Raw genomic sequence first — 26,259 nt, 5'->3', positions numbered from 1 at the left:
CCTAAGGAAAATTTGTGTCTGACATACTGGAAGTCACCATCTCCCATCTTGCAACTCAGGGAGATGGTGCGGCGCGCCTGCCTGACGGGCACACCGTCTTTGTTGCAGACACACTCCCCGGTGAACAGGTTAACATCCGCCTGCAACCCAATGGGCGTGGCCAGCTAGTTGATATTCTGGCCCCATCACCCCACAGAACAACTCCGCCATGCCCGTTATTTGACCGCTGCGGCGGCTGTACGTTGCAGTATATGGATATGCCTGCCCTGCTGGCATGGAAAACCGGTCTTGTAAGCCATGCGCTGGAAAAAGCCGGGTTTGACGTGCCAGCCGATATCACCAGCTTTCAGGTTCCACCAAACAGCCGCCGCCGGGCTGATCTGGCTGTACGCCGGACGGAGCAGGGCATTGTTATCGGCCTGCATGCCAAGGGCAGCCATGACGTAACGGACATGACGAGCTGCGCAGTGCTGCACCCGGCTATTGTGGCCAGCCTGCCAGCATTGCGGGCCACAATACGCAGCCTGAATGCCGTGCATAAGGCTGCCGATCTGCACATTAACCTTTTGGATTCGGGGCTGGATATTCTGCTCAGCACCGATTCCCCCCTGATCGCCACAGACCGGCAACGCCTGACCGCTCTGGCTGAAGAACTGGATATTCCACGCATAAGCTGGCAGCGCCTGAAAGCGACCGGACCGTCCGAAACCGCCGTGCAGCGTGCCCCCGTTTATCAGACCATTGCAGGGCACCAGCTTACCCCCCCACCCGGCGCGTTTTTACAGGCAACAGCCCAAAGCGAATCCGCCATTCAGCAGGCCGTGCTGGACGCCCTGCCCGCACGCCTTGGCAAACGGGCCAACCTGATTGAGCTGTATGCTGGATGTGGCACACTCAGCCTGCCACTGGGCGAACGCTGCCAGGTACAGGCTTACGAGGGGTATGAGCCCGCTCTGGCCGCGCTGAAGAGCGTGGGAAAATCCCGTATTACCCCCATCTGCCGCGACCTGAACCGCCAGCCCGTTATGGGCAAGGACCTTGGCAAGGCAGAGGTGGTTGTGCTGGACCCGCCCCATGCGGGAGCAAAGCTGCAAATGCGCCAGATCGCTCTGGGCAAGCCGGACTATGTTATTTACGTCAGTTGCAACCCCGCAGCCCTGAGCAACGACACAAGCCTGCTGGCAGCGGCTGGTTACAAGCTGGAGACGGTCTCGGTCATTGACCAGTTTTTATGGTCACCTGAAACCGAGGCCGTATGCCGCTTTAAACGTGAAAGCTCTCGCCGCAGCCGCAACGCCCTTTCTCATTGGGGTTGATGAACACAAACCCCTCTTCCAGATCGGTTTCCCGGTAATCCATTTCCGTGCCGATCAGGAAGAGTGTGGCCTTGCGGTCTACCAGAAGGGTCAGACCGTGGTCTTTAACGATCTCGTCCCCCTCCCCGCTTTGGGCCACAAATTCCATATCGTAAGCTTTGCCTGAGCAGCCTTTGGTGGAAACGGCAATGCGCAGCAACTCACCCGCATGCGCCGTAGCGTACAGGTGGCGCAGGCGTGTGGCCGCTGCATCTGTCAGCCGCATGAGCGGGGGCAGTTCCCTTTTGGTCGATGAAATGGTCGCGGTTTGTGACATGTCACTCCATCCTTTCCGTCAGAACATATTCAGGGCCAGCCGGGCCTCGTCGCTCATGCGCGACATGTCCCATGGCGGGTCCCATACAACTTCCACTTCGGCCGACTGAACGCCGGGGACTTTCTCCACCGCGTCCTTGACCTGAATGGGCAGCTCCTGCGCACTGGGGCAGTTGGGAGCGGTCAGGGTCATTTCAATCCGCACACGCCCGTCATCATACAGGTCAATGGCGTAGATCAGCCCCAGTTCGTAAATATTGACCGGAATTTCCGGGTCATGCACGGTTGCTATGGCCTCTATGACCGCATCTTCGGATGCGGGGCCAGCAACCTTGCCTGCCGCTTCAGGCGTGCTGCTCTGGGTGGCGTCATCACCATCGGGGGTCCAGCCCTCCACCTTGGCGGTGGGGTCTTCGCCCTGATCGTGCTCCGCGTGCAGAACAGCCTCAGCTGGCGTATCACCCTGCGGCGGAATTGCTGCGTGTGTTTGCGCCTGAACGCCTTCTTCAACCATCGACATGAGAAAAAGCCTCCTTCAGCGCAATCCAAGGCAGTTCTGCGCAGCGTATTCGTGCTTTATGGGACCGTAGTGGAGCAAAAACCTCCAGCGTGCCCAAAGAGGCAGACTGGTCGTCCACCACCACAGATGGTGGTGGCTCTACCAGCATCGCCCTGAACCGACCGGAAAGTTCCAGCGCCTGTGCAACGCTCCCACCCCGTATATGCTCAGCCATAAGGTCCGCAGCAGCAGTACATATGGCGCACCCACGGGTCTGGTGCTTGATATCTTGGATATGGTGCCCGTTCAGCACAATATCCAGATGTGTTTTGTCCCCACAGAGTGGGTTGCGGCCATCGCCGCGCGCATCTGCCTCTTCAAACCGACCGGCATAAAGCGGTGCGCGGGCGCGCTCCACTATCAGCCTGTCGTATAGGGCATCACGCTCTGTGGTGGAGGTGTTCACACAAAAAAGTCCCGTATCCGCACCAGCGTATCCGCCAGCACATCAATCTCTTCCTTCTGGGTGTAAATACCAAAGCTGGCGCGGGCGGTCGCACTCAGGCCAAGGCGGCGCATAAGGGGCTCGGCACAATGGTGCCCCGCACGTATGGCAATCCCGTTACGGTCAAGCAGTGTTGCAATATCATGCGGGTGCACATCAGCCATGGTAAACGACACCACACCACCACGCACACGTGGATGACCAACAATGTTCAGGCCGGGCACCGTGGCAAGGCGTTGCAGCGCATGGGTAGTCAAATCCGCCTCGTGCGCTGCTATGCCGTCAAACCCGATTTTGTTCACCCACTCTATGGCCGCACCCAGACCTATGGTTTCCACAATGGCGGGTGTTCCCGCCTCAAACTTGTGAGGAATATTGGCCCATGTGGAGTGCTCAAAAGTAACGGTGGAGATCATGTCCCCCCCCCCAAGGAAGGGAGGCATCTGCTCCAGCAGGTCGCGGCGGCCCCACAGCACACCAATACCCGTTGGGCCGTACAGCTTGTGGCCGGTAAAGGTATAAAAATCCGCCCCCAGCGCCTGCACATCCGTTTTGTGGTGGACGACGGACTGGCTACCATCAAACAGCACCTGCGCCCCGGCGGCATGCGCCATATCCGCAATCTGCTTTGCCGGGGTTATGGTACCCAGCACGTTGGACATATGCGTGATAGCCACAAGAGCAACCTTGCCGTCGGCCAGCAGGGCCTTGTAGGCCTCTATGTCCAGATCACCGTCATCGGTAATCGGGGCTACGCGTAGGTCAATGCCAGCCCAATCGCGCAGCATCTGCCACGGCACAAGGTTGGCATGGTGCTCCATTTGCGAGATCAGGACCGCCTGACCGGGTTTGAGCAGCGCGCCAAAGGAATGGGCCACCAGATTGATGGCCTCCGTACTGTTGCGGGTAAACACGATTTCCTCGCGCGAGGGCGCGTTGAGGAAGTCGGCCACCAGATCACGCACACCTTCATATGCTTCGGTCGTGCGTTCGCTCATCCAGTGCAGGCCACGGTGAATGTTGGCATACTGGTGCCGCATGGTGTTGGCCATGCAGTCGATCACGGCATTGGGCTTCTGGGCCGAAGCCGCACTGTCGAGAAAAACCAGCGGGCGATCATGCACCTTTTCCCCCAGAATAGGGAACTGCTGGCGAATGGCATGCACGTCCAGTTGCGGCACGGCGTGAACTGTTGGAGTCTGCGTGCTCATGACGGCTCTCCCTTCCCCGCAAACCGGGCTGCCAGAACAGAACGGCAGAAGGTCTGGGCTGTTGCGTCCACCACAAGGGCCACCGCCTCGTCCAGAAATGCGTCGATCAGAATCTGGCGGGCCTCGTGCTCGGGTATGCCGCGGCTACGCAGGTAAAAAAGCTGCTCGTCATCCAGCGCGCCAACGGTTGCACCATGGCTGCACCGGACATCATCGGCATAAATTTCGAGTTCGGGCTTGGCGTCTATCTCCGCATCGGGGGAGAGCAGCAGAGCCTGATTCATCTGGTAGCCGTCTGTTTTCTGGGCAATCCGCTCAACCAGCACCTTACCCTGAAAAACACCCCGCGCATGGCCATCCAGCACATTACGCACGGTCTGGCGCGATGTGCAGTCCGATGCGGCATGGGTGATCACGCTGGTAATATCCCCCACCTGTTGCCCGGCCAGACGCTGCGCACCGTTCACATGCACCTCGCCACGGGTTGCCGCCAGATGAGCATGAACCTCGTGCCGCACAAGCAGGCCGCCAAGCCCGAGTACAAAGCTGTCATACACGCTCTGGTGGCCAACATGGGCATACAGGGTGCCCAGACTGATGGCCTGCGCGCCCTCCGTCTGCAACGTTACATGTTCAAGCGTTGCGCCATCTTCCACCCGAATATCCATAACCGGGTTGTGAAAATACGTTCCCTGCCCGGCCTGCACGCAGATCAGTCGCAGATGCGCGTCTTTTTCCACAACAACCGTATGCCTTGGGTGGAAAGAAAGCGGCTCCGCCCCCGCAACCCCCAAGGAGATGAGCATAACATGCCCTGCATCCACCCCGGCGGGTACGCGCAGAACCAGACCATCTTCCGCCAGCACGGTGTTCAGGGCCACAAGCGGGTCCCGGTCAGGTGCCGCCTGCAAGCCAAACTGGGGTTCGTGCGCAAAAAAGGACAGGTCAACATCATCCGGCAAAGCGCTGAATGCGGGAGCGTGCCGACCGTTGACAAACACCACACGCGGCAGGGCCGCCATGGCTGGGTGAGCCTGCAAAACGCCATCCAGCAATGCACGGACCGTGCTGGCATCCACCTGCTCGGGCGGAGCCGCATAATCCTGCTTGCCCAAAGCGCGCAGGGCTGTGTAGCGCCATGCTTCCACCTTGCGGTCTGGCAGGCCTGTTCTGGCCAGAGCCCCGGCAGCGGACTGCCGCTCGGCCCCGGTAGGGGTGTTCAGCCTGTTTGCAAACAGCGCCAACGGGCCGGACATATCTTTGCTGAGTGCGTTCACGCCACCTCCGCCAGAAACTTGGTGTAGCCTTCCTGATCAATCTGGCGCGCAAGCTCTGGCCCGCCAGAAAGAATGATCCGCCCCCGTGCCATAACGTGAATACGGTCAGGCACCAGATAATCCAGCAGCTTCTGGTGGTGTGTGATCACCAGCGCCGAGAACGTGGGGGCCCGCAGGCGGTTGACACCTTCGGCCACAATACGCAGGGCATCCACATCCAGCCCGCTATCCGTTTCGTCCAGAATGGCAAAGGTCGGCTGGAGAAGGGTCATCTGCAACACTTCGTTGCGTTTTTTCTCCCCACCCGAAAAACCGACATTCACGTTCCGCTTAAGCATGTCCGGCGCCATGGAAAGCGCCTTGGCTGCCTCGCGCGCCATTTTAAGGAACGCAACGGCGTCCAGCTCCTCCAGCCCACGCGCACGCCGCACGGCATTAACAGCCGTACGCAAGAAGTTGGCGTTGTTCACACCCGGCAGTTCGATAGGGGACTGAAAAGCCAGAAAAAGCCCGGCAGCGGCCCGCTCCTCCGGCTCCATGGCCAGCAGATTCTGCCCATGGAAGGTAGCCGTACCTGCCGTTACCTCGTAGTCCTCCCGTCCAGCCAGAACGTAGGAGAGTGTTGATTTGCCGGACCCGTTAGGCCCCATGATCACGTGCACTTCACCCGGCGGGATGCTCAGATCCACGCCACGCAGAATCTGCTTTTCCTGTCCATCGGCGTCAATTTGTGCGCACAGACCCGAAATTTCCAAAAACTGGCTCATACTCTGCTCTCCCTTAACCCACGCTGCCTTCAAGGCTGATCTGCAACAGTTTTTGCGCTTCCACGGCAAACTCCATGGGGAGTTCCTTCAGAACATCACGGCAAAAACCGTTTACGATCAGGCCGACGGCGTCTTCCTCGGACAGGCCACGCTGGCGGCAGTAAAACAGTTGGTCTTCTGAAATTTTGGATGTTGTTGCTTCGTGCTCAATGCGCGCATTCATGTTGCGGCTCTCAATATAAGGCACGGTGTGTGCCCCACACTGGTCACCAATCAGCAGGCTATCGCACTGGGTAAAGTTCCGTGCGCCAGACGCCTTGGGCTGCACCCGCACCAACCCACGATAGGTGCTGTCTGAACGGCCCGCACTAATGGTTTTGGCAATAATGGTGGAGCGCGTATTGCGGCCAAGATGGATCATCTTGGTGCCGGTATCGGCCTGCTGACGGTTATTGGTAACGGCTACGGAATAGAACTCGCCCACCGAACCTTCGCCTTGCAGAATGCAGGATGGATACTTCCACGTAATGGCGGACCCTGTTTCCACCTGCGTCCAGGATATTTTGGAGCGCGCGCCACGGCATATGCCGCGTTTGGTCACAAAGTTGTAAATGCCACCCCGCCCGTCCTCATCCCCCGGATACCAGTTCTGCACCGTGGAGTATTTGATGGAGGCATCATCCATGGCCACAAGTTCCACAACAGCGGCGTGGAGCTGGTTTTCATCACGCATGGGGGCCGTGCAGCCCTCAAGGTAGGAAACAGACGCCCCCTCCTCCACCACAATCAGCGTGCGCTCGAACTGCCCGGTATTTTTGGCATTGATGCGGAAGTAGGTGGACAGTTCCATGGGGCAACGCACCCCTTTGGGCACGTACACAAACGAACCATCCGTAAACACGGCGGAATTGAGCGCGGAAAAGAAGTTATCCCCCGCGGGCACAACCGTGCCCAGATACTTGCGCACCAGATCGGGGTGTTCCTTCACCGCCTCGGAAATCGGGCAGAAGATGACCCCTGCTTCCTCCAGCGTCTTGCGGAAGGTGGTGGCAACGGACACGCTGTCAAACACCGCATCCACGGCCACGGGCATGCGCTCGCCCTCAGGCACTTCCACCCCGGCCAGCATGGCCTGTTCATGCAGGGGAATGCCCAGTTTTTCGTATGTGCGCAGGAGTTCGGGGTCCACCTCGTCCAAGGATTTGGGGCCGGGCTTTTTAAGCGGAGCCGCGTAGTAATGCGCGTCCTGATAATCAATGGGGGGGTAGCCGACCTTGGCCCATTTGGGCTCGGTCATGGCCTGCCATGTTTTATAGGCGGCCAGACGCCATTCCAGCATCCATTCGGGCTCTTCCTTACGGCTGGAAATCAGACGGATAATGTCCTCATTCAGCCCTTTGGGAGCCATGTCCATTTCAATATCGGTCTCAAAGCCCCATTTGTACGTGGACTGACCCAGCTTTTCGACGGCTTCGCGCGTTTGTGTGACTGCTGGCATTGTTCAGGCTCCTTCCCGTACTGTGTGGGGCGCGTTGAGCTTGTTGATCTGGGAGAGAACCGTGGGGCATGCCTCCTTGGGGCGCATGCTCTCCAGCGAAATTCCCTCAAGCGTAGAGCGTATTGCCGTATTGATAACGTCCCAGCTACCGCACAGACCGCAGGACAGCCCGGTATCGCACTCACGACCGCCAACGCAGGCGGTCAGGGCGATCTGACCATCGACTGCGGCAATAACGCTGGCAACAGACATATCCGCCAAAGACCGGGCCAGACGATAACCACCCTTTGCGCCACGCTGGGACAACACAAAACCATGCGCTGACAAAACCTTGAGCACCTTGGCGACCGTAGGTTCGGGCACACCGGTAATGACGGCAAGGGCTGGGGATGTCACCACGCCGTCCTGTTCTCCCAGTTTAACAAGTATGACGATCGCATAGTCCGCCAGACGGGAAAGTTTCAGCATAATCCGGCTTTCACCTAATTAAAGACCTGAATGGTCCTGTTTCGGATACATGGCGACTAGCGGTGCCAACGTCAACCCAAAACCTCCTGTTACAGGCAGCCAGCCCCGGCCTTTCAACGCATATGTGATCTGCGGTGCCCTGCAAGGCTGCCTTTAAGCCAAGCTTACGCTCATCCCTGCGACACAAGCCTTTCCATATCCGCTCAAGTGCCATGCGACCAACTTTTGCCGCCCTCGAAGGCAGTTGGCACAAAAAAGAAAATTTACTGGGCGTTAATACCAAACGTCAGCCTCAGCGCCGCAAACAGCAGAGCGCCCACGGCAAACCCGACCAATGTACCGTTAAACCGAATGAACTGAAGGTCCTTGCCCACGCGCAGTTCCAGCTTTTCCGCAATTTCCACCGCGTTCCAGCCGGACACCACACGGGCAATAAATTCGGCCATCTGGTCGCGCACAAACGGCAGGGCTTTGCCAATTGTGCCGTCCACACGCTCCACTATGCGCTGGCGCAACACATCATCGTTCCGCAACTGCCCCGCCATGCGGCCCAGCGCATCACGCAGCAGACAGGCCGTGCGTCCCTGCGGATCTTCCACATCGGCTTCCACCATGCGCCGGAAACGCAGCCAGATATCGCCCCACCAACCCACAACACTTTCGTGCGAGAGTACGGACGTGACCGCCTGCGTAAACTCCCGCCCACGTTCGGGGTCGGTTTCTATCCGGTCGATCTGGAGTCTGACCCAGCTTGTAAAGCCTTCGCGCAGGCTGGAATTTTCAGGGTCGATTCGGTCCAGTTCCTGCGCTGCAGCTGTCAGCACCTTGGTGGCAATGGAACCGCCAATAGCCCAGCCCAGAATACGCCCCCCCTGCTCACGCACGCGCTCCTCGATCATGTCTCGCAGGGCACCTTCCTTGGCCTTCAGCCCATCCTTGAGCTGGCTAAGGAAGTAGGACAGCACCTCCTGATGCCGGTCATCATCGACCAGACTGCGCAACGCCTTGGCAATAACGGGAGAAAGATCGCTCCCCCCCAGCAGGCCAGGCATAATCCGGCCTATGGCATTGCTGGCCCTGCCATCCTCCAGTCGGTCCAGCAGCTGCGGCATGGAGCGGGCCATGGCCCCCACAACCGCATCCTGCGTTGCGGGGTCCTCCAGCAGATTGGCAATAAATCCGGGCACATCCACCTTGGCCAGAACACGCTCCACCTCCTTGGCCGTAAACACCTGAGAGGCCACAAAGCGGCCAAGGGCGCGGGCAAGGCGGTCCTTCTGTGCGGACAGGATCGCAGTGTGCGGAATGGGCAAGCCTAACGGATGGCGGAACAGGGCCACTACCGCAAACCAGTCAGCCACCCCCCCAACAACACCCGCCCGCGCGCCCGCGCGGAACATCTCCAGAAAAAAACCATCCTCAACCCAGCCAGCGGCAGGAGCAGCGTAACCGACAACGGTCAGCCCCCCCATCAGCACCAGCAGCCCGGTGGCTGCATTCTGGTATCGCCGGAGTGTCTGCCGGGCGGCGATGTCCCCTTCCGTGTCGGTATGCGCTGTCATGCGATCATGAATAGCACTCCACCTCCGCCACCCCAAGTGTGCGTGAGGCGGTTGCGCACATAAAGCAGACATGGAAAGCTGACGAATAAATTGTTGCCCGACCGTTTTGTTTCTTTTCCGATTCAATCCGCAAGGATATAGAGCGCGCCATGAACACGGACTTTTCTTCCCTTCCCCCTCGCATCGGGAGCGTGCTCGCCTCCATTGCCAACATGTCCTCCACCGGCACCCCGGCGGAAGGCACCAACCCCGTTATGGGCACGGCCCTGCGGCTGAGTGATGCGCTGGAAAGCGGAGCCATCACGTTTGAGGATGTGACCCAACTGGTACGCACCCTGCGTGATCAGGCTTTTTTAAGCCGCTCGCGCCGCCTGCACCGCTACGTGGGCGGTGCAGCACTGGACACCGCACAGGACAAACTGCGCCATGTTGCCGAGCAGCTCTGCGCAAATCTGCCGTCCCCCACATTCGCGGCCTACAGCCAGCTTGTCTCCTCCATCCGTTTTGCCGCCGTATTTACGGCCCACCCGACCTTTGCTCTGAGCAACCCGGTTTATGAGGCGCTGGCCCAGAGCGCCTCTCTCGACATTCCGCCTGAAACAGCACCTTTTTTTGCTTCGCACCGCCGCAGTGTTCACCCAACGCTGGAAGAAGAGTTCACGCTGGCCGCACAAGCCATTACCCGTGCGCGCGACGCCATAGACCAGTTGAACACCGCACTCCTTGCCACCGCAAAAAACACATGGCCCGATGCATGGAGCACACTCTCCCCCTGCCCCATCGTCGCCACAAGCTGGGTCGGGTACGATACGGACGGCCGGACCGACATCGGCTGGTGGGACACATTGCGCCTGCGCCTGCGCATGAAGCTGTTCCAGCTTATGCGGCTGGAATGCCAGATTGCGCATGAAGGCGTTCTCGCCCCCGAACTGAGCGAAACGCTGCAAAAAGCCATAGACTGCGTGAAGGCCCAGATTACCGCCGTGCCCAATGGTGCTACGGACGGTCAGGCCGTGGCCCGCTTTGCGGAACTACTGGTGAATGGCCGCACCACAGCACTCACGGCCGCCTCCGACCTGAACGCCCTGTTGCAGGCCGCCATAGAGGCAGCCCCCCCGTCCGCCCAACTGCCGCTGGCTGTGGCACGTGCCGGGTTTATGGCGCACGGCCTTGGGCTGGCCCACACGCATGTGCGGCTCAACGCCAGCCAGATCCACAACTTTGTGCGCCAGAAGCTGAACCTGCTGGACGACCCGACCAACCCCGCCCAACGCCGCGCCCTGCTCAACCGCGTAAACGACGCGCTGGAAAGCGTAACCCCCGTGCCGGTGGACTTTGGCGCACTGCTCAGCGACCCCTCGTCCGCCGGGCGGCTGATGATGACAATCGCCCAGATTGTCAAATACGTGGATTCCGACACCCCCGTAAGATTCCTGATTGCCGAGACCGAAACAGGTTACACCCTGCTGACGGCACTATGGATTGCGACCTATTTTGGCGTTGCCGACCGCATTGAAATTTCGCCGCTGTTTGAAACAGAAGATGCCCTGGTCAACGGTGAACATATTGTGGAGGAAGCGCTCCGCTCCCCCACATGGCGCGACTACGTGCGGCGCGTCGGGCGGATATGCTTCCAGTTCGGCTATTCGGATTCGGGGCGTTATATCGGCCAGCTTGCAGCCTCCTACCAGATCGAACGCCTGCGCCTGCATATTCATGACCTGCTGGTACGCTGGGACCTGAGCGATGTTGAAGTCGTGTTCTTTGACACGCACGGCGAGAGCATAGGCCGTGGGGCGCACCCGTTCCGCATGGCTGACCGGCTGGACTACCTCTCCCCCGCCCATGTGCGGAAACGTTTTGAAGGCTCCAATATCCATTGCCGTGAGGAAACCGCTTTTCAGGGAGGGGACGGTTACCTGCTGTTCGGTAGCCCCGAACTGGCCACCGCCACCATGGCTACCATTGCGGAAAACCTGTTCCTCAGCAACCAGCAGAAAAGCGACCCGATTTACGACCACCCGGATTTTTCGGCCGACTTCTTCTCCAGCGTGATCGACAACATGAAAGGGCTTGTAGCCGACCCCGGCTACGCAGCCCTGCTGGGGGCATTTGGCCCATCGCTGATTGACCGCACCGGCTCACGCCCACCTGCACGCCAGAGTGCGGAGGCTGCAACACGTAGCCGGATCACGCACCCGAGCCAGTTGCGGGCCATACCCAACAACGCCATTCTTCAGCAGCTTGGCTGGTGCGCCAACACCCTGCAAGGTCTGGGGGCCGCCGCCCAGCGCCACCCCGAAACATTTGAGACACTCAACACCTCCAGCCCGCGCTTCCATCGCGCGCTCGACTTTGCGCGCCACGCTCTGACCTGCTCGGACGACAAGGTGCTCAAAAGCGTTGTGTGCATGCTGGACCCCGGCTTCTGGCTGGACCGGGCAACGGAGGAAACCTCTCCCCAGCGGCAAAAGGCATTTCTGGCCCTTATGAGCGGGCTGGAAGGACTTAACCTGTCAGCGGAACTGCACACCATGTTCCGCCGCATTCAGGCCGACCACCTTGCCCTGCGCGAGGCATGGCAGCATGCCCCCCGCACCGAGCCGCGCATACGCCTGCTGCACGCCATACGGATCATGCTGATCGAACGCATCTGGCTGCTGGCCTGCCGCATTCCCTTCTTCATGCCCCGTGGCGGCTTCAACCACGAGATGATGATGCAGCATATCCTGTGTCTGGATATTCCAACCGTCCTGAAGGAAATGAAGTTCATCTTCCCCACGGGCACGGGACCATCCGATCTGGATTTCCACGAACCTCGCGGCCCGCGCGAAGAAGGGATTTACGTGCGCGAACACCGCGACATCTTTACCCCCATGGGCCAGATGTTCGAACTCCTGCGCGAAATCAGTGTGGCGCTGATGCACGATATTGGCGAGTTTGGTTAACACCCCAACCAAAGGCGGCAAACACCCCCCTGTTTGCCGCCAGACCTGACGCAAACCAAGGCTAAGGCCCGCACCATCTTCTAGCTGAGCGGGCATATCTGTCAGAGCGTAACGCACAGGACACGGGGGCAAGCCCTACTTGCGCTCCTCCCTGTTCTTGGCCTGACTTCCCAACTCAAAATTAAATACGCCATGCCAGCCAGACTGCTGGCTCTGGCTCTGGCTCTGGCTCTGGCTCTGGCTCTGGCTCTGGCTTGCGCACCACAATCTGGCACACCACGCAACAAAAAAGCCGCCTCCCCGAAGGGAAGCGGCCTTGATGCTTTTTTCAACCCGAAGGAGGAAAAACTTAGCGGGACTGCGCCATGATTTCGTCTGCCACGTTGCGCGGCACCGGATCATAGTGGTGGAACTGCATGGTGAAGGACGCACGGCCCTTGGTCATGGAACGCAGGTGGGAAATGTAACCAAACATTTCCTTCAGCGGCACATGAGCACGCACCATAACTGTGGAGCCCGAGGTTTCCTGGCTCTGGATCATACCACGGCGGCGGTTAAGATCGCCCACAACGTCACCAACGTGATCGTTCGGGGTGGTCACTTCCACGTCCATGATCGGTTCCAGAATAACCGGACCAGCGTTCTTCATACCGTCACGGAAGCAGGCCTTTGCCGCGATTTCGAACGCCAGAGCGGACGAGTCAACGTCATGGTACTTACCGTCAAGCAGGGTGAACTTGAAGTCAACCGTGGGGAAGCCAGCCAGCACGCCCGTGGAGGACTGCATGCGGATCCCTTTTTCAACCGCAGGAATGTATTCCTTGGGCACGGTGCCACCGACAACCTTGTTCTCGAACGAGATACCTTCGTTCCGTTCAACCGGCTCGAAGGATATCTTCACTTCTGCGAACTGACCCGAACCACCAGACTGCTTCTTGTGGGTATAGGTTTCCGTGTGCGGCTTGGAGATGGTTTCGCGGTAGGCAACCTGCGGTGCGCCCACGTTGGCTTCCACACCATATTCACGACGCAGACGGTCGATGATGATGTCCAGATGCAGTTCGCCCATGCCGGACAGAATGGTCTGGCCTGTTTCCTGATCCGTCTTCAGCTGCAGGGAGGGATCTTCACCAGCCAGCTTCTGCAGGGCCAGTGTCATCTTTTCCACTGCGTCCTTGGTTTTTGGCTCAACAGAAATGTCGATAACCGGAACCGGGAAGGACATACGTTCCAGAACAACCGGATCAGAAGCGTCGGCCAGCGTGTCACCCGTCTGGGAGTCTTTCAGACCCACGAACGCGGCAATATCACCAGCATGCACTTCGCTCAGTTCTACGCGCTTGTCAGCGTGCATCTGATAGATGCGGCCAATACGTTCCTTGTGGCCCTTGGTGGTGTTCAGAACGGTATCACCGGTCTTGAGAACGCCACGGTAGACGCGCACGAAGGTCAGCGTGCCGTACTTGTCGTTGATGATCTTGAACGCAAGACCAGCGAACTTGCCATTGGGGTCAACCGGCAGAATGGGCTGGGATGCTTCGTCTTCGTCCTCACCTTCGGGCGGGGCGCAACGAATGCCTTCAACGTCGTTAGGAGCGGGCAGGTAGTCAATGATCCCGTCGAGCAGGGGCTGCACGCCCTTGTTCTTGAACGCCGTGCCGCACAGAACCGGACGGAATTCGCCCGAGATCGCACCTTTTTTGATGCAGCGCTTCAGGGTTTCAACGGAAACGTCGCCATTTTCGAAGTATTCTTCCATGGCTTTTTCATCAACAGCCAGGGCGGTGTCCAGCAGTTCCTGACGTGCTTCCGCAGCTTTTTCCTTCAGGTCAGCCGGGATTTCTTCGTCATGGAACTTCGCACCCAGTTCACCGCCTTCCCAGACGATGGCCTTCATTTCCACCAGATCGACAACGCCGAGGAACTGGTCTTCCGCGCCGATGGGCAGCTGAAGGGGGATAGCGACGATGTCCAGCTTTTCCTTCAACGTGTCGAATGCACGGTAGAAGTCAGCGCCAGTACGATCGAGCTTGTTGATGAAGATGATGCGCGGAACGTTGTAGCGGTCAGCCAGACGCCAGTTGGTTTCGGACTGCGGCTGAACACCGGCAACACCTTCGATGATGAACACAGCACCATCGAGCACGCGCAGCGAACGGTTCACTTCGATGTTGAAGTCGATGTGTCCGGGGGTGTCGATGATGTTGATCCGGTGATCTTTCCAGTCACAGGTCACGGCGGCGGAGGTGATGGTAATACCACGCTCACGTTCTTGCGCCATGTAGTCCGTGGTGGTGTTGCCTTCGTGCACTTCACCAATCTTATGGGACACGCCGGTGTAGTACAGAATACGTTCGGTCGTGGTTGTCTTACCAGCATCAATGTGCGCGGTGATACCGATATTACGGATCTTGGACAGATCAGTTGTGGCGGACACGAAAACCTCCAGAAAACAGGTAAGGCGCGACAGGAGAACCCTCGCGCCTGTGGCCGCCGAACGCCGTATGGTGCCACCTGAAAATATTTTTTCAGGAAGCCGGCTGCCGGACACCGGCCGATAGACAAAAGCGCCTGACAAGGAGTGGCAGACGCCTGAACCGCAGAAACCGGGTTCTGTCACCTAATGTGGCAGACCCCGGTTCCCACGGATAGACAAAAGCCCTGAATCAGGCGCCAGCGGCGGCCTGCTTCTTGGCCTGCACGCGCAGAACGCGGCGCTTGATAACCTGTGCTTCCGTGGGGAGCTTGCGGTTAGGCGTACTCAGCAGGAAGGAATCCAGGCCACCATTGTGCTCAATGGTGCGCAGACCGCGCGTGCTAACACGCATACGGACGGCGGAACCGAGGATTTCGGACGTCAGGGACGCTTCCTGCAGGTTGGGCAGAAAACGACGACGGGACTTGTTGTTGGCATGACTGACGTTATTTCCGGTCAGCACGCCTTTGCCGGTGATCTGGCAACGACGGGACATTGTCTCATCCTTGTCTTAAACAAAAAAGGAACTAGAGGGCCGAGACAAATGCCCGGCGACCACATTCAGGATTGGCGCGGCTTATGACTGAGCCATCGCCTCCAGTCAAGGGTTGAAGCTCAGGCTTTGTCGCTTTCACTGCCACCATCGGCCATGACGGAGGCATGAACATCGCCCAAACGCACGCTTTGCGCGGCGGAGTCAAGGATACGCAGAATGGTCTCCTTGTCCATGCTGCGGGCCATCACACCCAGCGATCCGCCCAGCAATGCCGAGGCCACGGCCAGTGGCGGAAACTTTTCGTTCCGCAAATGGTCAATGGCGTGTTCGATCACCATAGCGCAGCGGGCTAGGTCTTCGGGCACATCCATGCGCGGTTCGGCGCTGGCTGTATTTTCTGGCTCCGTTGTGGCGTGTGCGTGAGTATCCGCCATGTTTTTACTCCTTACGTTTTTTGCAGCATCTGCCGGATTCGGCGCGATGGCAACGACCTGTTGGGTCAGCCCTCCCCCGTGGCCTGCGCAGCCCACATGGCCGCGTAATGGCCCTGTGCCGCCAGCAGTTGTGCATGCGTGCCACGCTCCACAACCAGCCCGCGCCCCATGACCAGAATTTCGTCCGCATCCACAATGGTGGAAAGCCGGTGCGCGATCACAAGGGTAGTCCGGTTGGCCGAGACAGTTTTAAGGGCTGCCTGAATTTCTTTTTCCGTATGTGTGTCCAACGCACTCGTGGCCTCGTCAAGCACAAGAACGCGTGGGTCTTTTAAAATCGTGCGGGCTATGGCCACACGCTGCTTTTCCCCACCGGAGAGCTTCAGCCCCCGTTCGCCCACCTGTGTTTCATACCCTTCGGGCAGGGTCATGATAAAATCATGGATCTGGGCCAGACGGGCCGCCTCCTCCACCTGCGCGGGAGTAGCCCCCAGCCGCCCGTAGGCGATGTTGTAGCCTATGCTGTCGTTGAACAGCACGGTATCCTGCGGCACAACGCCTATGGCTGCTCTCAGGTCCGCCTGACGGTAATGGCGCACGTCATGCCCATCCACCATAACGGACCCCGACCACGTATCGTAAAACCGGAACAGAAGGCGGCTTATGGTGGACTTGCCCGCCCCCGTGCTGCCGACAATGGCAACCTTGTGCCCGGGCTGCACAGCAAAACTGATCCCATGCAGGATTTCGCGCTCGGGTCGATACCCAAAATGCACATCCTCAAAAGCCACCCGCGCGGGGGCTGATCCCGCCAGACGCGTGGCAATGGGGAGCGGGGCCGCAGGATCGGCCACCTCCACATCCTCCTCCGTCAAGCTGAGCATGTGTTCGAGATCAACCAGTGCCGTGCGAATGCCTGAATATACGGAGCCCAGAAAGTTCAACGGACCATAAAGCTGGAGCAGGTAGGTGTTGACCATAACAAAGTCCCCCACCGTAATATGCCCTGCCTCCACGTCATGCCCACCAAGCAGCATGATGGCAGCCAGCGAGATGGCGATAATGGCGGCCTGACCAAAGTTAAGCAGCCCCAGCGAGTACTGGGTTTTCATGGCGGCTTTTTCGTAACGGGCCTGTGCGTTGTCGTAGCGGTTGGCCTCGTGCTGCTCGTTGCCAAAATATTTCACGGTTTCGTAATTAAGCAGGCTGTCCAGTGCCCGGCCCGATGCCTCGCTATTTGTATCGTTCATACGGCGGCGAATACCCAGCCGCCATGACGTAAAGCGGACCGTGAACACAATGTAGGTCATGATCATAAGCGCGATCACGGCAACATAGGTCCAATTGAACAGCCGCCAGATAACCCCCATGACCAGCAACGCCTGCAAAATGGTGGGGGAGAGGGACATCAGCATCCGCAGCAGGGTCTCCACCGCCTCGGTTCCCCGCTCTATGGCCCGTGTAACCCCGCCTGTGCGCCTGTCCAGATGGAAGCGCAGGGACAGCCTGTGCATATGCGCAAAACTGCGATAGGCCGCCTGCCGCGCCACACGGAAGCGTATGGGAGCAAACAGGGAATCCCGCAGGTTGGTCAGCGCGCCAGACACAAGGCGCACCAGCCCGTAGCTGACAATTAGCAATGCAGGCGCCATGGCCATGCTGCTAGGGTGCACAAACCTGTCTACCACCTTGCTATACACAATGGGCACAGCCAGCGTGGCCAGCTCTCCGGCCACAAGAACCAGCAGCACCAACAGAACGCGCCAGCGTAATGCCTTGTTCTCCTGCGGCCAAAGGTAAGGCAACAAACGGGTAAAAGTATAAGAAACCGGCCTATTGAGTGGGCCAGACACTGCTCTACGGGGGGACATGCCCCCGGATGTGGCACGTCAGGCAGTTTTTGCAACCCCCCGCCACCTTGCCATGCCCGTTTTATGCCCCGATAACAGCGTTCGTGTTTTGGCACAGCAAGAACAGGACCTTTGCCCTTATGCCTTCCAATGCAAGCCCGTTCCTCCGGCACCTGACAGACTGCAACACGGTCATTCTTCCGGGAGCACGCGCCCCCCTTGCCCTTGGCGGCACCCCTTCAGGCTGGCTCGCGCCCGCGTTGTTCACCCGCATGGAAAAAGCCGGATTTGGCACACCAGACAAAGGTTTTAACATCCCCCACCCCTCCGGGCTTGAAGCCTTGGGAGAAGAACTGGCGCAAGAAGGATTTTACAAATCCCACCATGAACTGTTCGACGTCTACCCGGATATGGACCAGCCCGTTGTGGGCCGCATAGACCGCGGTGCCCTGCCCCTGTTCGGGTTTGTGGCAACAGGCGTGCATATGAACGGACTGGTGCGCAAGGCGGACGGGCTGCACCTGTGGACCGGACGGCGGGCGGCCAACAAAAGGCTGGACCCCTCCAAACTTGATCATCTGGTGGCAGGTGGCATGCCCGCAGGCCACACCCCGCGTGAAGCACTGGTGAAGGAAGCTGCTGAAGAGGCCAGCATACCCGCAGTTCTGGCGGAGCAGGCCGTGCAGTCTGGCAGGCTGGTCTATGCTCTGGACCGAGCAGAAGGTCTGCGGCGCGATATTTTATACTGCTACGACCTGTACCTGCCCGAAAGCTTTGAACCCAGTGCGGCCGATGGTGAGGTTGAAAGCTTTACCCTGCTCCCATTAACCGAAGCCTACCGCATTGTGCGCGATACGGACGCATTCAAGTTCAACGTCAATCTGGTGCTGATCGACCTGTTCCTGCGCACCGGGCTGATTGACCCCACCAGTGCGGAAGGCATGGCCCTGCGCACCGGGCTGGACCGGGGGCTTTCCCCCGCCAGTCCGGGACGGAGCGCGGTTCTAGGCTGAATAACGGGCGTTGGCGCAGGCGGATGCTTCGGCTTCCGCCTCCTTCAGTCCGGCCAGCAGACGTTCGCGGATTTCCTCCAGCCTCTTCTTGTCCGTAATCTTGAGACCAAACAGGTCCTTGACGTAGAACACGTCCACCGCCCGTACGCCGTAGGTGGTAATGTGAGCGGAGGCGATCTGAAGGTTCTCCCGGCTCATGGCGGCTGTTACGTCATGCAGCAGGCCGGGACGGTCGCGGCCGTTAATTTCGATCACCGTGTAGGTGTTGGACACGCCATTATCCACCACCACACGCGGGGGAACATGAATAGCGCGCATGCGCAGCGGCATGTGGCCAAAACCCGCACGGGCAATTTCCGCCCCAATATCAAGCTGCCCGCTCAACCCCTGCTCGATCAGCGATGTCAGGCGCGCCAGACGGTGTGTTTCCTCATACGCCTGACCTGATGTGTCCTGAATCCAGAAGGTATCAAGCGCCATGCCGTGGGTCATGGTATGGATGCGCGCATCCACAATGGAGGCTCCGGCCAGCGCAAGAGCACCCGCGATCTTGGAGAACAGGCCCGGCACGTCCACCGTATAAACGGTTACCTCGGTTACACCCCGCGCAGGCAGGGGCAGAACCTCCACCGTAAGAGGAGCGCCACGCGCATCCGCATCACGGATCAGGCGGGCATGGCGGCTGTGTGTTTCGTAATCGAACGACAGCCAGTACCCAGCGTAACCCAAGCCCAGAAAGTGCTCGATATCGCGCTGGGGCACACCTTCCTCGCCCAGAATTTCGGCTGTTACGTCCTTGGCGTGGCGCACGCGCACGTCACGCTCCGTGGTGGACAGGCCACCGGCCAGAACTTCCGCCACGCGCAAATATAGCTCGCGCAGGAGTGTTGCCTTCCACGCGTTCCACACGCGCGAACTGACTGCGCGCATATCCACAATGGTCAGCAGCAGCAAAAGGCGCAGCCGCTCGGGCGACTGCACAATATCGGCCACATCCAGAATGGTTTTGGGGTCGTCAATATCACGCTGGAAGGCGGTATGACTGAGCAGGAGGTGGTGTAGCACCAGCCACGACACCGTTTCCGTCTCCTCCCCCGACATACCGAGGCGGGGACAGAGTTCGGCGGCAATTTCCGCCCCGATTTCCGAATGGTCGCCACCACGGCCCTTGGCCACGTCATGCAGCAGTACGGCCATATACAGGGCACGGCGCGAATGCAGGCCCTTGATCAGTTCATACGCAATGGGAATTTCGGCCGCCATGCGCCCGGCCGCCACTTCGTCCAGAATGCGAATGGCTTCCACCGTATGCTCATCCACTGTGAACACATGGTAGGTATCGAACTGCATCTGCCCGACAATACGCGCCCAATCGGGAATGAGGCGGCCGAAAATACCGGTCTCGTTCAGAATATGCAGCCAGTAGGAATGCCCCGATGGCGGGTGGCTGCCATAGGCGGCGGAATAGACAGGCGTATTTTCCTCCGCAGGAGGTGGGGCCACAACGGCTGCACCCCGCCTGCGCGGGCGCTGCTCGTCCTCGGATGTATCGCCACACAGCAGATCGAGGAAGATACGCGCAGCCTCGGGGTCATCACGCAGGGTAATGGCCCGGCGCTCCCAGCGGATAAGCTGATGGCGGGCCAGCGGATGCAGCGGACGGCGGCGGATACGCGCCCAGTCCAGAATCTGCATCATTTTAATGGGATCCTGATCAAAGGACACACCACGGTCAGGCAATATCTGCCCATCCAGCAGGGTAAAGCCCGCCTCACGCATGGCCTCGTCCGGCTTGGCCGCGTTGGCCACCGGGCCTTGCGCCTGCCGCAGCACGGCGGGTTCGAGCACATGGGTCAGGCGCATGACTTCCCGCGCGGTCAGGAAGTAATGGCGCATGAACCGCTCCACCCCATTCTGGCGGCCATGGCGGGTATAGCCCATGCGCGCGCCAATAACGGGCTGCATGTCAAACGTCAGGCGTTCTTCCGCCCGTCCGGCCACGTAATGCAGATGCAGGCGCACGGTCCACAAAAAGTCCCATGACCGGCGCGCACGGGCAGCTTCCTGCTCCGTGAGCAGACCCATCCATATGAATTCGGGGGCCAGCAGGTCGCGCACATGGCGGGTGCCAAAAGTGTTGCGGCACATCCAGTACAGGGTTTGCAGGTCCCGCAGCCCGCCGCGCCCTTCCTTTATGTTGGGTTCGACCAGATAGGGGCTGTCACCAAACTTACGATGCCGCTCCAGCCGCTCCCGCCGCTTGTCATGGATAAAGCCCGCGGCCCCCGCCTCCACGCAGGAGAGGATGTAGCGGGCTTCGAACATGGCAAACAGTGCCGTGTCCCCCTCCAGCAACCGCGCATCCAGCAGAGCCGTGCGGACTGTTGTGTCCTTGGAGGCCTCGGCAATACATTCATCAATCGTGCGTGTGGCGTGACCAACCTTGACCCCAAGATCCCACAAAAAATACAGCACGTATTCCACAACCGGGTGCGCGCGCTCCCCCGCGCCCTGCGCGATCAGGAACAGCAGGTCAATATCGCTGAACGTGGCCAAAAGCCCGCGCCCGTACCCCCCCGTTGCGGCAACCGCAAAGCCTGAACGGCTCCCCATGGCAGGTGGCTCGTCCGGTGTTGTGGCCCGCACGGCCAGATCGACAATGGCGCGCAGCATAACATCGGCAAAGGTGGCAAGGGTTTTGGCCGCTGCTGCTCCCTTGAGTTCATACCGCTCAAAGCGTTTGCGAACATCCGCCTGATACCGCCCCAGATGCCGCCGGAAAATGGCCACGGCCTCATCCCGCGGGGGGATGGCCGCATCATCTGGTGTGGCATCCCTCAACTCCCGCGTCAGGCACGCGGCAAGGGCTTCTGGCGTCAGGGTCGCCAGAACGGACATGTCGGTCTGCTGCCCGGCGGCAGCCTGTGCGGAAGAGGTGGGCATAGGGTTACGGGTTCAGCTCCTGAGGTCGATCGGGGGATGGGGTGGATCAGCCGGGGGTGGGCAGGTCTGTCTCCTGCCCGGCCTGCCTGCGCAGATCGTACAGAATATCCAGCGCGGCCCTTGGGGTCAGACTATCCGGGTCAATCTCCATCAATCGTTTCTTTAACGTATTTTCGTATGGTGGGGGTAATGTCTTCTGTGTGTCAAAAAGCGGTAACGGTTCGGGTATGGTATTTTCAGCACGTTCAAGCTCCCGCAGCAGCCGCCCCGCCCGCTCCACCACGCCAACGGGCACGCCAGCCAGCCGCGCCACATGCACACCCCAGCTTTTTTTTGCTGATCCTGCAAGCACTTCGTGCAAAAAAACGATCTGCCCGCGCCACTCCCGCACCGCCATGGTATGCAGGCACAAACGGGGCAACGTATCGACCAGACGGGACAGTTCGTGGAAGTGGGTTGCAAAAATTGCACGACAGCGCACCGTTGAATGCAGAGCCTCCAGCACCGACCATGCGATGGCCAGCCCGTCCAGCGTTGCCGTACCCCGCCCGATTTCGTCCACCACAACAAGCGAGCGCGGCCCGGCCTGATTGAGAATGGCGGCGGTTTCGGTCATTTCCACCATAAAGGTGGAGCGCCCACGGGCCAGATCATCCGACGCGCCAACGCGGGAGAACAACTGGTCCACAATGCCAATGCGCGCGCAATCCGCAGCAACGGGAAAGCCCCCTTGCGCCAGAATAACGGCCAGCGCCGTCTGCCGCAAAAAGGTGGACTTACCCGCCATGTTTGGGCCGGTCAGCAGCATGACCCGCCGCTGGGGGGCCAGCACACAGCCATTGGGCGTAAAACGCGCACCCGGAGGCAGGGCGGCCTCCACCACAGGGTGGCGGCAACCTTGCAGATCAAACGCGGTGTCCTCGCTCACTTCGGGTCTGCACCACGTGCCCCCTGTGGCCAGCGATGCGCAGGACTGCAACACGTCCAGCACTGCCAATGCCTGCGCCAATTCGGGCAGTTCGCGCTCAGCCAGCACTTTGGCCGTCAACTCCGCAAAAACCAGTTTTTCGCGCTGGGCGGCTTTGTCCGCGGCCTCGGTAATACGCACGTTCAGGCTGGCCAGTTCCTCCGTGGCAAAACGCGCGGTGCTGGCCGTGCCTTGGCGCAGAATAAGGTCCGGGTTGTCCTTGAGCCGCGCACTGGCCCCCACGGGGACTTCCATCACATACCCAAGCTGCGCGTGGTGGCGGATTTTGAGGTTGGAAACCCCAAAGCGGGTTGCGTAATCCGCCTGTAGGGCGGCAATCAGGCGGCGTGAATTATCACGCAATGCCCGGTGCTCATCCAGTTCCACGTCGTAGCCTGCGGCGATCACGCCACCATCATCCAGCCGGGCGGGCAGTTCCTCCGCCAGCGCCGTGCCCAGTTCCGCCTCCAGGGCACGGGCGGCACCAAGCCAGCCTATGGCGTGGGCCAGAACCGTAGGAAGTTGTGCTGCCTGCGCCCCCTCCTGCCCCGCCAGAATACGCGCGGCCTCCCGTGCGGCGGCCAGCCCGTCACGAATACCGGCCATATCACGCGGCAGCCCCCGCCCGAGCGAAAGGCGGCCCAGTGCGCGGGCAATATCTGGCGCTTTTTTCAATGCATCGCGCAGTGCCGCACACCGGGCGGCGTGGTCCTTGAGCCACCACCATCCCTCCTGCCGGGCAGCAATGGCATCCACCTGCGTAAGGGGGGATGCCAGCCACTCCGCCAGCATGCGCGCGCCTGCGGCACTGACCGTACGATTGATGGCGGTAAACAGGGTGTGCTCCACCCCACCATCCCGCGCACGCAGAATATCCAGACTGGCGCGGGTGGCCGGGTCTATACCCAGCACCCCATTCTGGCTTTGCGGAATGGGGTGCGCCAGCCGGGGCAGTCTGCCCGCCTGCGAGCGGCGCACGTAATCCACCGCCATGGCAGCGGCGATACTCTCCTCGTCCGAGAACGTGCCAAAGGCTTCAATGCTCGCTACATCAAAGGCTGCGGCCAAACGCTGCTTTGCACTACCGGGTGCGGGCAACGTGGCCTCGGGCGCACGCCGGGTCTCGTAATCCCCCAGTTCCACGCCAGCAGTCGCCAGAATTTCTGCCGGGTCCAGACGGCCCAGCAGAGCAGGCAGTCCGCTGGAGGGCAGGCTGGCGGTCTCGAACAGGCCGGTGGATACATCAATCCACGCAGCCCCAAGCTGGTCAGCCCCCTCCGGCGGGGCATCCTTCCTGCGTTTGCCACGCCCCCCTTCCTGCTGGCAGACCAGTGCGAGCAGCAGGTTGGAACGCCCCGGCTCAAGCAGTTCATCCTCGGTCAGGGTACCGGGGGTCACCACACGCACAACGGCGCGCGCGAGTGGCCCCTTGCTGGCAGGCCGCCCTTTGCGTGGCACCTCGGTCTGCTCCGCCACGGCAACCCGGAACCCCCTGCGGATCAGGCGTTGTAAATAAGCAGGCGCGGCGGCAACCGGTACGCCACACATGGCAATGGGTTCGCCCCCATGGTTGCCACGGGCGGTCAGGGCAATATCCAGTGCGGCAGCGGCGGCCGTGGCGTCATCAAAGAACAGTTCGTAAAAATCCCCCATCCTGAAAAACAGAAGGGCCTCGGGATTTTCCGCCTTGAGGGTAAACCATTGCGCCATGGCGGGTGTTGCGCCATCGGGAGAAATACGTGTCATGCCTGCATCATAAAGCTACATTGCGTGGGAGCAACCACCCGGTCCCACCGCCCGCGCCGCCACATGCTCCAGCCAGAGCGCTGCGGTGGCAAGCGGGATGCGCCAGCTGGGCCTGTCGTCCCGTGGGGCTGGTTGGCGGGTAATCCTTACCGAGGGGTACCACAAACTGCGCTCCAACACACCGGGGCCTAGGCCTGCATCTGCCACAAGGGGGGTGTCCGGGGCAACGGAGCCCGCCGCCCAGCGCCAGTCCCCCCCATACCGGTCAAGCAGCAGGGTTGGCTTACCCAGCAGGCCCGCCAGATGCACAATCATGGTATCCACACTCACCACCGCATCCAACCCGGCTATGATCTGTGCCGTTGCCAACAGGTCGCCCTTTGGCAATGGGGTGAGCGGCACGGGGCTATCCGCAGGGGGCACGCATGGTTGCAGGGCCTGCAAGCTAAGCCCGTCAACCGCTGCCAGTCCGCCCAGCAGGGCCGGGTCCAGCGAACGCCGCCGGTCAAACTGGTAGCGAGGATTACCCGACCAGCACAGACCAACCCGCACCTTCCCGCGCCCATGGGGGGCAGTTGGGCCTACAAAACAGGTCGTATCGGGTTGCCATGCAAACGGGGCTGCCACTCCAAGCCTGTGGGGCAGGCTGAGCAGGCTACAGCACGCCTGCGCCCCACCTGCCTGTTCTGGCATGACCAGTTGCACACGCCCACCCCATTGAGGCAGCAGAGCCTGCACAAAAGAACGCATGGTCTGGGGCACCAGCAGGCAGATCCTTACTTTTTGGGCTGCCAGCCCCACGTAACGCAGGAACTGCAAGGCATCGCCCAGCCCCTGCTCGGCATAGAGCAGCACGGTTTGGGCACTCACGGCCCCATCCCATTCCGGCATAGCGGCAACGCAGGCCGGGGGGAGCAGCAGGTTCGTGCGTGCCTCAAACAGATCCCACCCCTTGGCAAACTGCCCGGTCGACAGGCACAGACTCCCAAGGTTAAGCGCTGCGCGGGCATGGTCGCGTGGCGTGGTGGCCTGCTGCATGGCCTGCGTAAACAACTCTTCCGCTGCCTGTGTGTGCCCAAGGTCCATCATCACCGTGCCGTAGTTCAGCGCCAGACGGGCATCCCCCGTGCGCAGCCTGTAGGCGGCCCCGAGTTCGTGCTCGGCTCCGTGCAACCGGCCCTGCGCCATAAGCACCAGCCCGAGGTTGGTGCGGGTTTCCGCCACATCTGGCGCCAGTGTTGCGGACAGACGCAGCGCCTGCTCAGCCGCCTCATACCGTTGCTGGGCAAACAGGGCGGCACCGTGGTTTGCCAGTGCCTCCGGGTTATTGGGCATGGCCTGCGCCACACGCCGGAAATGCGGTTCCGCCTCCACCATACGCCCGGCCTGTTCGAGCACCATGGCATGCAGGTTGCGCGCTGCAATATTCCCCTCCTCCAGCGCCAGAGCGCGGGCGGACAGGGTTACTGCCTCGCCCACCCGCCCACACCGGGCCAGAAAAGCCGCAAGCGCCATATGCCGCTCCTGCTCCAGTGGGCGCAGGGCGAGCGCTTTTTTTAACGCCCGTTCGGCATCGGCCAGACGCCCCGCTTTTTCCAGTATCTGGCCCATGGCGTCATGCGCGCGGGGGTCGTTGGGGGTGGCAATGGCTGCCACATTGGCAGCGGCGCGCGCTGGCTCCACATGCCCCAGTTCCAGCAGAGCCAACCCAAGCGTGATATGAAAGAAAGGTTCAGGCACCAAGCCCACCGCCTTGTCAGCCAGAGCCACTGCGGCTCCTGCATTCCCCCCTGCGCGGGCAACGCAGGCCATGGCGTGCCAGCCATCCGCATCCAAGGGATTAAGGCGCAGATGCGCGCGCAAAAGGGATTCGGCCTGCACCGCATCCCCCTGCGCCAGACAGGCCAGCGCCACATCGGCCAGTGGCGGTTTGCCCCGCTGGTCCGCTTTTTTCTTATCCATGCTGGC

Annotated in this window: 20 protein-coding genes; 4 read left to right on the top strand and 16 right to left on the bottom strand. The window is 60.4% G+C overall.

The window, feature by feature from the left end:
- The first annotated feature begins 14 nt into the window (after positions 1 to 14).
- Complete coding sequence (gene rlmD, locus GOB86_RS02590; RefSeq protein ID WP_165990818.1) at positions 15 to 1,316, top strand: 23S rRNA (uracil(1939)-C(5))-methyltransferase RlmD; 1,302 nt, start codon at positions 15 to 17, stop codon at positions 1,314 to 1,316.
- On the opposite strand, the gene GOB86_RS02585 is transcribed toward rlmD, so the two are convergent.
- The 9 genes from GOB86_RS02585 to GOB86_RS02545 form a co-directional block, all read right to left on the bottom strand.
- A complete protein-coding gene (locus GOB86_RS02585; RefSeq protein ID WP_165990817.1) occupies positions 1,264 to 1,632 on the bottom strand; it encodes a HesB/IscA family protein in 369 nt (122 codons plus the stop codon). The two genes, rlmD and GOB86_RS02585, sit on opposite strands and share 53 nt — an antisense overlap.
- Positions 1,633 to 1,650: 18 nt before the next feature.
- A complete protein-coding gene (locus tag GOB86_RS02580; RefSeq protein WP_408737290.1) occupies positions 1,651 to 2,145 on the bottom strand; it encodes an SUF system Fe-S cluster assembly protein in 495 nt (164 codons plus the stop codon).
- Positions 2,138 to 2,596: a Fe-S cluster assembly sulfur transfer protein SufU gene (gene sufU, locus GOB86_RS02575; RefSeq protein WP_165990816.1), complete on the bottom strand. Its 459-nt coding sequence runs from the start codon at positions 2,594 to 2,596 to the stop codon at positions 2,138 to 2,140. Before sufU ends, GOB86_RS02580 begins: the two co-directional genes overlap by 8 nt.
- Positions 2,593 to 3,846, bottom strand: coding sequence for an aminotransferase class V-fold PLP-dependent enzyme (locus GOB86_RS02570; RefSeq protein ID WP_165990815.1), 1,254 nt, complete (start codon positions 3,844 to 3,846; stop codon positions 2,593 to 2,595). Before GOB86_RS02570 ends, sufU begins: the two co-directional genes overlap by 4 nt.
- Positions 3,843 to 5,123, bottom strand: a complete 1,281-nt coding sequence (sufD, locus tag GOB86_RS02565; protein WP_165990814.1) for a Fe-S cluster assembly protein SufD — start codon at positions 5,121 to 5,123, stop codon at positions 3,843 to 3,845. Before sufD ends, GOB86_RS02570 begins: the two co-directional genes overlap by 4 nt.
- Positions 5,120 to 5,890, bottom strand: a complete 771-nt coding sequence (sufC, locus tag GOB86_RS02560) for a Fe-S cluster assembly ATPase SufC (RefSeq protein ID WP_165990813.1) — start codon at positions 5,888 to 5,890, stop codon at positions 5,120 to 5,122. Before sufC ends, sufD begins: the two co-directional genes overlap by 4 nt.
- 13 nt (positions 5,891 to 5,903) lie before the next feature.
- Positions 5,904 to 7,388 carry a Fe-S cluster assembly protein SufB gene (gene sufB / locus GOB86_RS02555; protein WP_165990812.1) on the bottom strand — a complete coding sequence of 495 codons (1,485 nt, stop codon included), beginning with the start codon at positions 7,386 to 7,388 and terminating at the stop codon, positions 5,904 to 5,906.
- Between the two features lie 3 nt (positions 7,389 to 7,391).
- Complete coding sequence (locus GOB86_RS02550; protein WP_165990811.1) at positions 7,392 to 7,856, bottom strand: SUF system Fe-S cluster assembly regulator; 465 nt, start codon at positions 7,854 to 7,856, stop codon at positions 7,392 to 7,394.
- Between the two features lie 263 nt (positions 7,857 to 8,119).
- Positions 8,120 to 9,418: a DUF445 domain-containing protein gene (locus GOB86_RS02545; protein WP_165990810.1), complete on the bottom strand. Its 1,299-nt coding sequence runs from the start codon at positions 9,416 to 9,418 to the stop codon at positions 8,120 to 8,122.
- A 149-nt stretch (positions 9,419 to 9,567) separates the two neighbouring features.
- Here GOB86_RS02545 and GOB86_RS02540 point away from each other — a divergent pair, with 149 nt between their 5' ends.
- Both GOB86_RS02540 and GOB86_RS02535 read left to right on the top strand, forming a co-directional pair.
- Entirely contained in the window at positions 9,568 to 12,366 is a 2,799-nt protein-coding gene (locus tag GOB86_RS02540; protein WP_165990809.1) for a phosphoenolpyruvate carboxylase, read from the top strand.
- A 192-nt stretch (positions 12,367 to 12,558) separates the two neighbouring features.
- Positions 12,559 to 12,735, top strand: coding sequence for a hypothetical protein (locus GOB86_RS02535; RefSeq protein WP_165990808.1), 177 nt, complete (start codon positions 12,559 to 12,561; stop codon positions 12,733 to 12,735).
- Here the strand turns inward: GOB86_RS02535 and fusA are convergent.
- The 4 genes from fusA to GOB86_RS02515 form a co-directional block, all read right to left on the bottom strand.
- The gene (gene fusA, locus GOB86_RS02530) at positions 12,716 to 14,803 is read right to left on the bottom strand and encodes an elongation factor G (RefSeq protein WP_165990870.1); all 2,088 of its coding nucleotides are present in this window, start codon (positions 14,801 to 14,803) and stop codon (positions 12,716 to 12,718) included. The genes GOB86_RS02535 and fusA overlap by 20 nt on opposite strands.
- 229 nt (positions 14,804 to 15,032) lie before the next feature.
- Complete coding sequence (rpmB, locus tag GOB86_RS02525; protein ID WP_025826129.1) at positions 15,033 to 15,338, bottom strand: 50S ribosomal protein L28; 306 nt, start codon at positions 15,336 to 15,338, stop codon at positions 15,033 to 15,035.
- 119 nt (positions 15,339 to 15,457) lie between these two features.
- On the bottom strand, positions 15,458 to 15,772 hold the full coding sequence (locus GOB86_RS02520; protein WP_242012439.1) for a hypothetical protein: 315 nt from the start codon (positions 15,770 to 15,772) through the stop codon (positions 15,458 to 15,460).
- A gap of 65 nt (positions 15,773 to 15,837) precedes the next feature.
- A complete protein-coding gene (locus GOB86_RS02515) occupies positions 15,838 to 17,580 on the bottom strand; it encodes an ABCB family ABC transporter ATP-binding protein/permease (RefSeq protein ID WP_194301044.1) in 1,743 nt (580 codons plus the stop codon).
- Positions 17,581 to 17,762: 182 nt separating this feature from the next.
- Between GOB86_RS02515 and GOB86_RS02510 the strand changes: the two genes are divergently transcribed.
- Positions 17,763 to 18,635, top strand: coding sequence for an NUDIX hydrolase (locus GOB86_RS02510; protein ID WP_165990806.1), 873 nt, complete (start codon positions 17,763 to 17,765; stop codon positions 18,633 to 18,635).
- On the opposite strand, the gene GOB86_RS02505 is transcribed toward GOB86_RS02510, so the two are convergent.
- From GOB86_RS02505 to GOB86_RS02495, 3 genes are read right to left on the bottom strand one after another with little or no spacing between them, the layout of a single operon-like run.
- The gene (locus tag GOB86_RS02505; RefSeq protein ID WP_165990805.1) at positions 18,627 to 21,578 is read right to left on the bottom strand and encodes a [protein-PII] uridylyltransferase; all 2,952 of its coding nucleotides are present in this window, start codon (positions 21,576 to 21,578) and stop codon (positions 18,627 to 18,629) included. The genes GOB86_RS02510 and GOB86_RS02505 overlap by 9 nt on opposite strands.
- 46 nt (positions 21,579 to 21,624) lie before the next feature.
- The gene (mutS, locus tag GOB86_RS02500; protein ID WP_165990804.1) at positions 21,625 to 24,291 is read right to left on the bottom strand and encodes a DNA mismatch repair protein MutS; all 2,667 of its coding nucleotides are present in this window, start codon (positions 24,289 to 24,291) and stop codon (positions 21,625 to 21,627) included.
- 15 nt (positions 24,292 to 24,306) lie between these two features.
- Positions 24,307 to 26,253 carry a tetratricopeptide repeat protein gene (locus tag GOB86_RS02495; RefSeq protein WP_165990803.1) on the bottom strand — a complete coding sequence of 649 codons (1,947 nt, stop codon included), beginning with the start codon at positions 26,251 to 26,253 and terminating at the stop codon, positions 24,307 to 24,309.
- Positions 26,254 to 26,259 lie beyond the last annotated feature (6 nt).

Source organism: Acetobacter lambici, from assembly GCF_011516885.1.
Lineage (GTDB): Bacteria > Pseudomonadota > Alphaproteobacteria > Acetobacterales > Acetobacteraceae > Acetobacter > Acetobacter lambici.
The sequence above is the reverse complement of the archived record's forward strand: the minus strand, read 5'-3'. Positions and strand labels throughout refer to the sequence as shown.

Bases quoted from the DNA above. Each gene is read 5' to 3' on its own strand.
- GOB86_RS02585 (WP_165990817.1), bottom strand. From the start codon at position 1,632: ATGTCACAAACCGCGACCATTTCATCGACCAAAAGGGAACTGCCCCCG.
- GOB86_RS02580 (WP_408737290.1), bottom strand. From the start codon at position 2,145: ATGGTTGAAGAAGGCGTTCAGGCGCAAACACACGCAGCAATTCCGCCG.
- GOB86_RS02570 (WP_165990815.1), bottom strand. From the start codon at position 3,846: ATGAGCACGCAGACTCCAACAGTTCACGCCGTGCCGCAACTGGACGTG.
- sufC (WP_165990813.1), bottom strand. From the start codon at position 5,890: ATGAGCCAGTTTTTGGAAATTTCGGGTCTGTGCGCACAAATTGACGCC.
- sufB (WP_165990812.1), bottom strand. From the start codon at position 7,388: ATGCCAGCAGTCACACAAACGCGCGAAGCCGTCGAAAAGCTGGGTCAG.
- GOB86_RS02550 (WP_165990811.1), bottom strand. From the start codon at position 7,856: ATGCTGAAACTTTCCCGTCTGGCGGACTATGCGATCGTCATACTTGTT.
- GOB86_RS02545 (WP_165990810.1), bottom strand. From the start codon at position 9,418: ATGACAGCGCATACCGACACGGAAGGGGACATCGCCGCCCGGCAGACA.
- GOB86_RS02540 (WP_165990809.1), top strand. From the start codon at position 9,568: ATGAACACGGACTTTTCTTCCCTTCCCCCTCGCATCGGGAGCGTGCTC.
- GOB86_RS02535 (WP_165990808.1), top strand. From the start codon at position 12,559: ATGCCAGCCAGACTGCTGGCTCTGGCTCTGGCTCTGGCTCTGGCTCTG.
- rpmB (WP_025826129.1), bottom strand. From the start codon at position 15,338: ATGTCCCGTCGTTGCCAGATCACCGGCAAAGGCGTGCTGACCGGAAAT.
- GOB86_RS02520 (WP_242012439.1), bottom strand. From the start codon at position 15,772: ATGGCGGATACTCACGCACACGCCACAACGGAGCCAGAAAATACAGCC.
- GOB86_RS02510 (WP_165990806.1), top strand. From the start codon at position 17,763: ATGCCTTCCAATGCAAGCCCGTTCCTCCGGCACCTGACAGACTGCAAC.
- GOB86_RS02505 (WP_165990805.1), bottom strand. From the start codon at position 21,578: ATGCCCACCTCTTCCGCACAGGCTGCCGCCGGGCAGCAGACCGACATG.
- mutS (WP_165990804.1), bottom strand. From the start codon at position 24,291: ATGACACGTATTTCTCCCGATGGCGCAACACCCGCCATGGCGCAATGG.
- GOB86_RS02495 (WP_165990803.1), bottom strand. From the start codon at position 26,253: ATGGATAAGAAAAAAGCGGACCAGCGGGGCAAACCGCCACTGGCCGAT.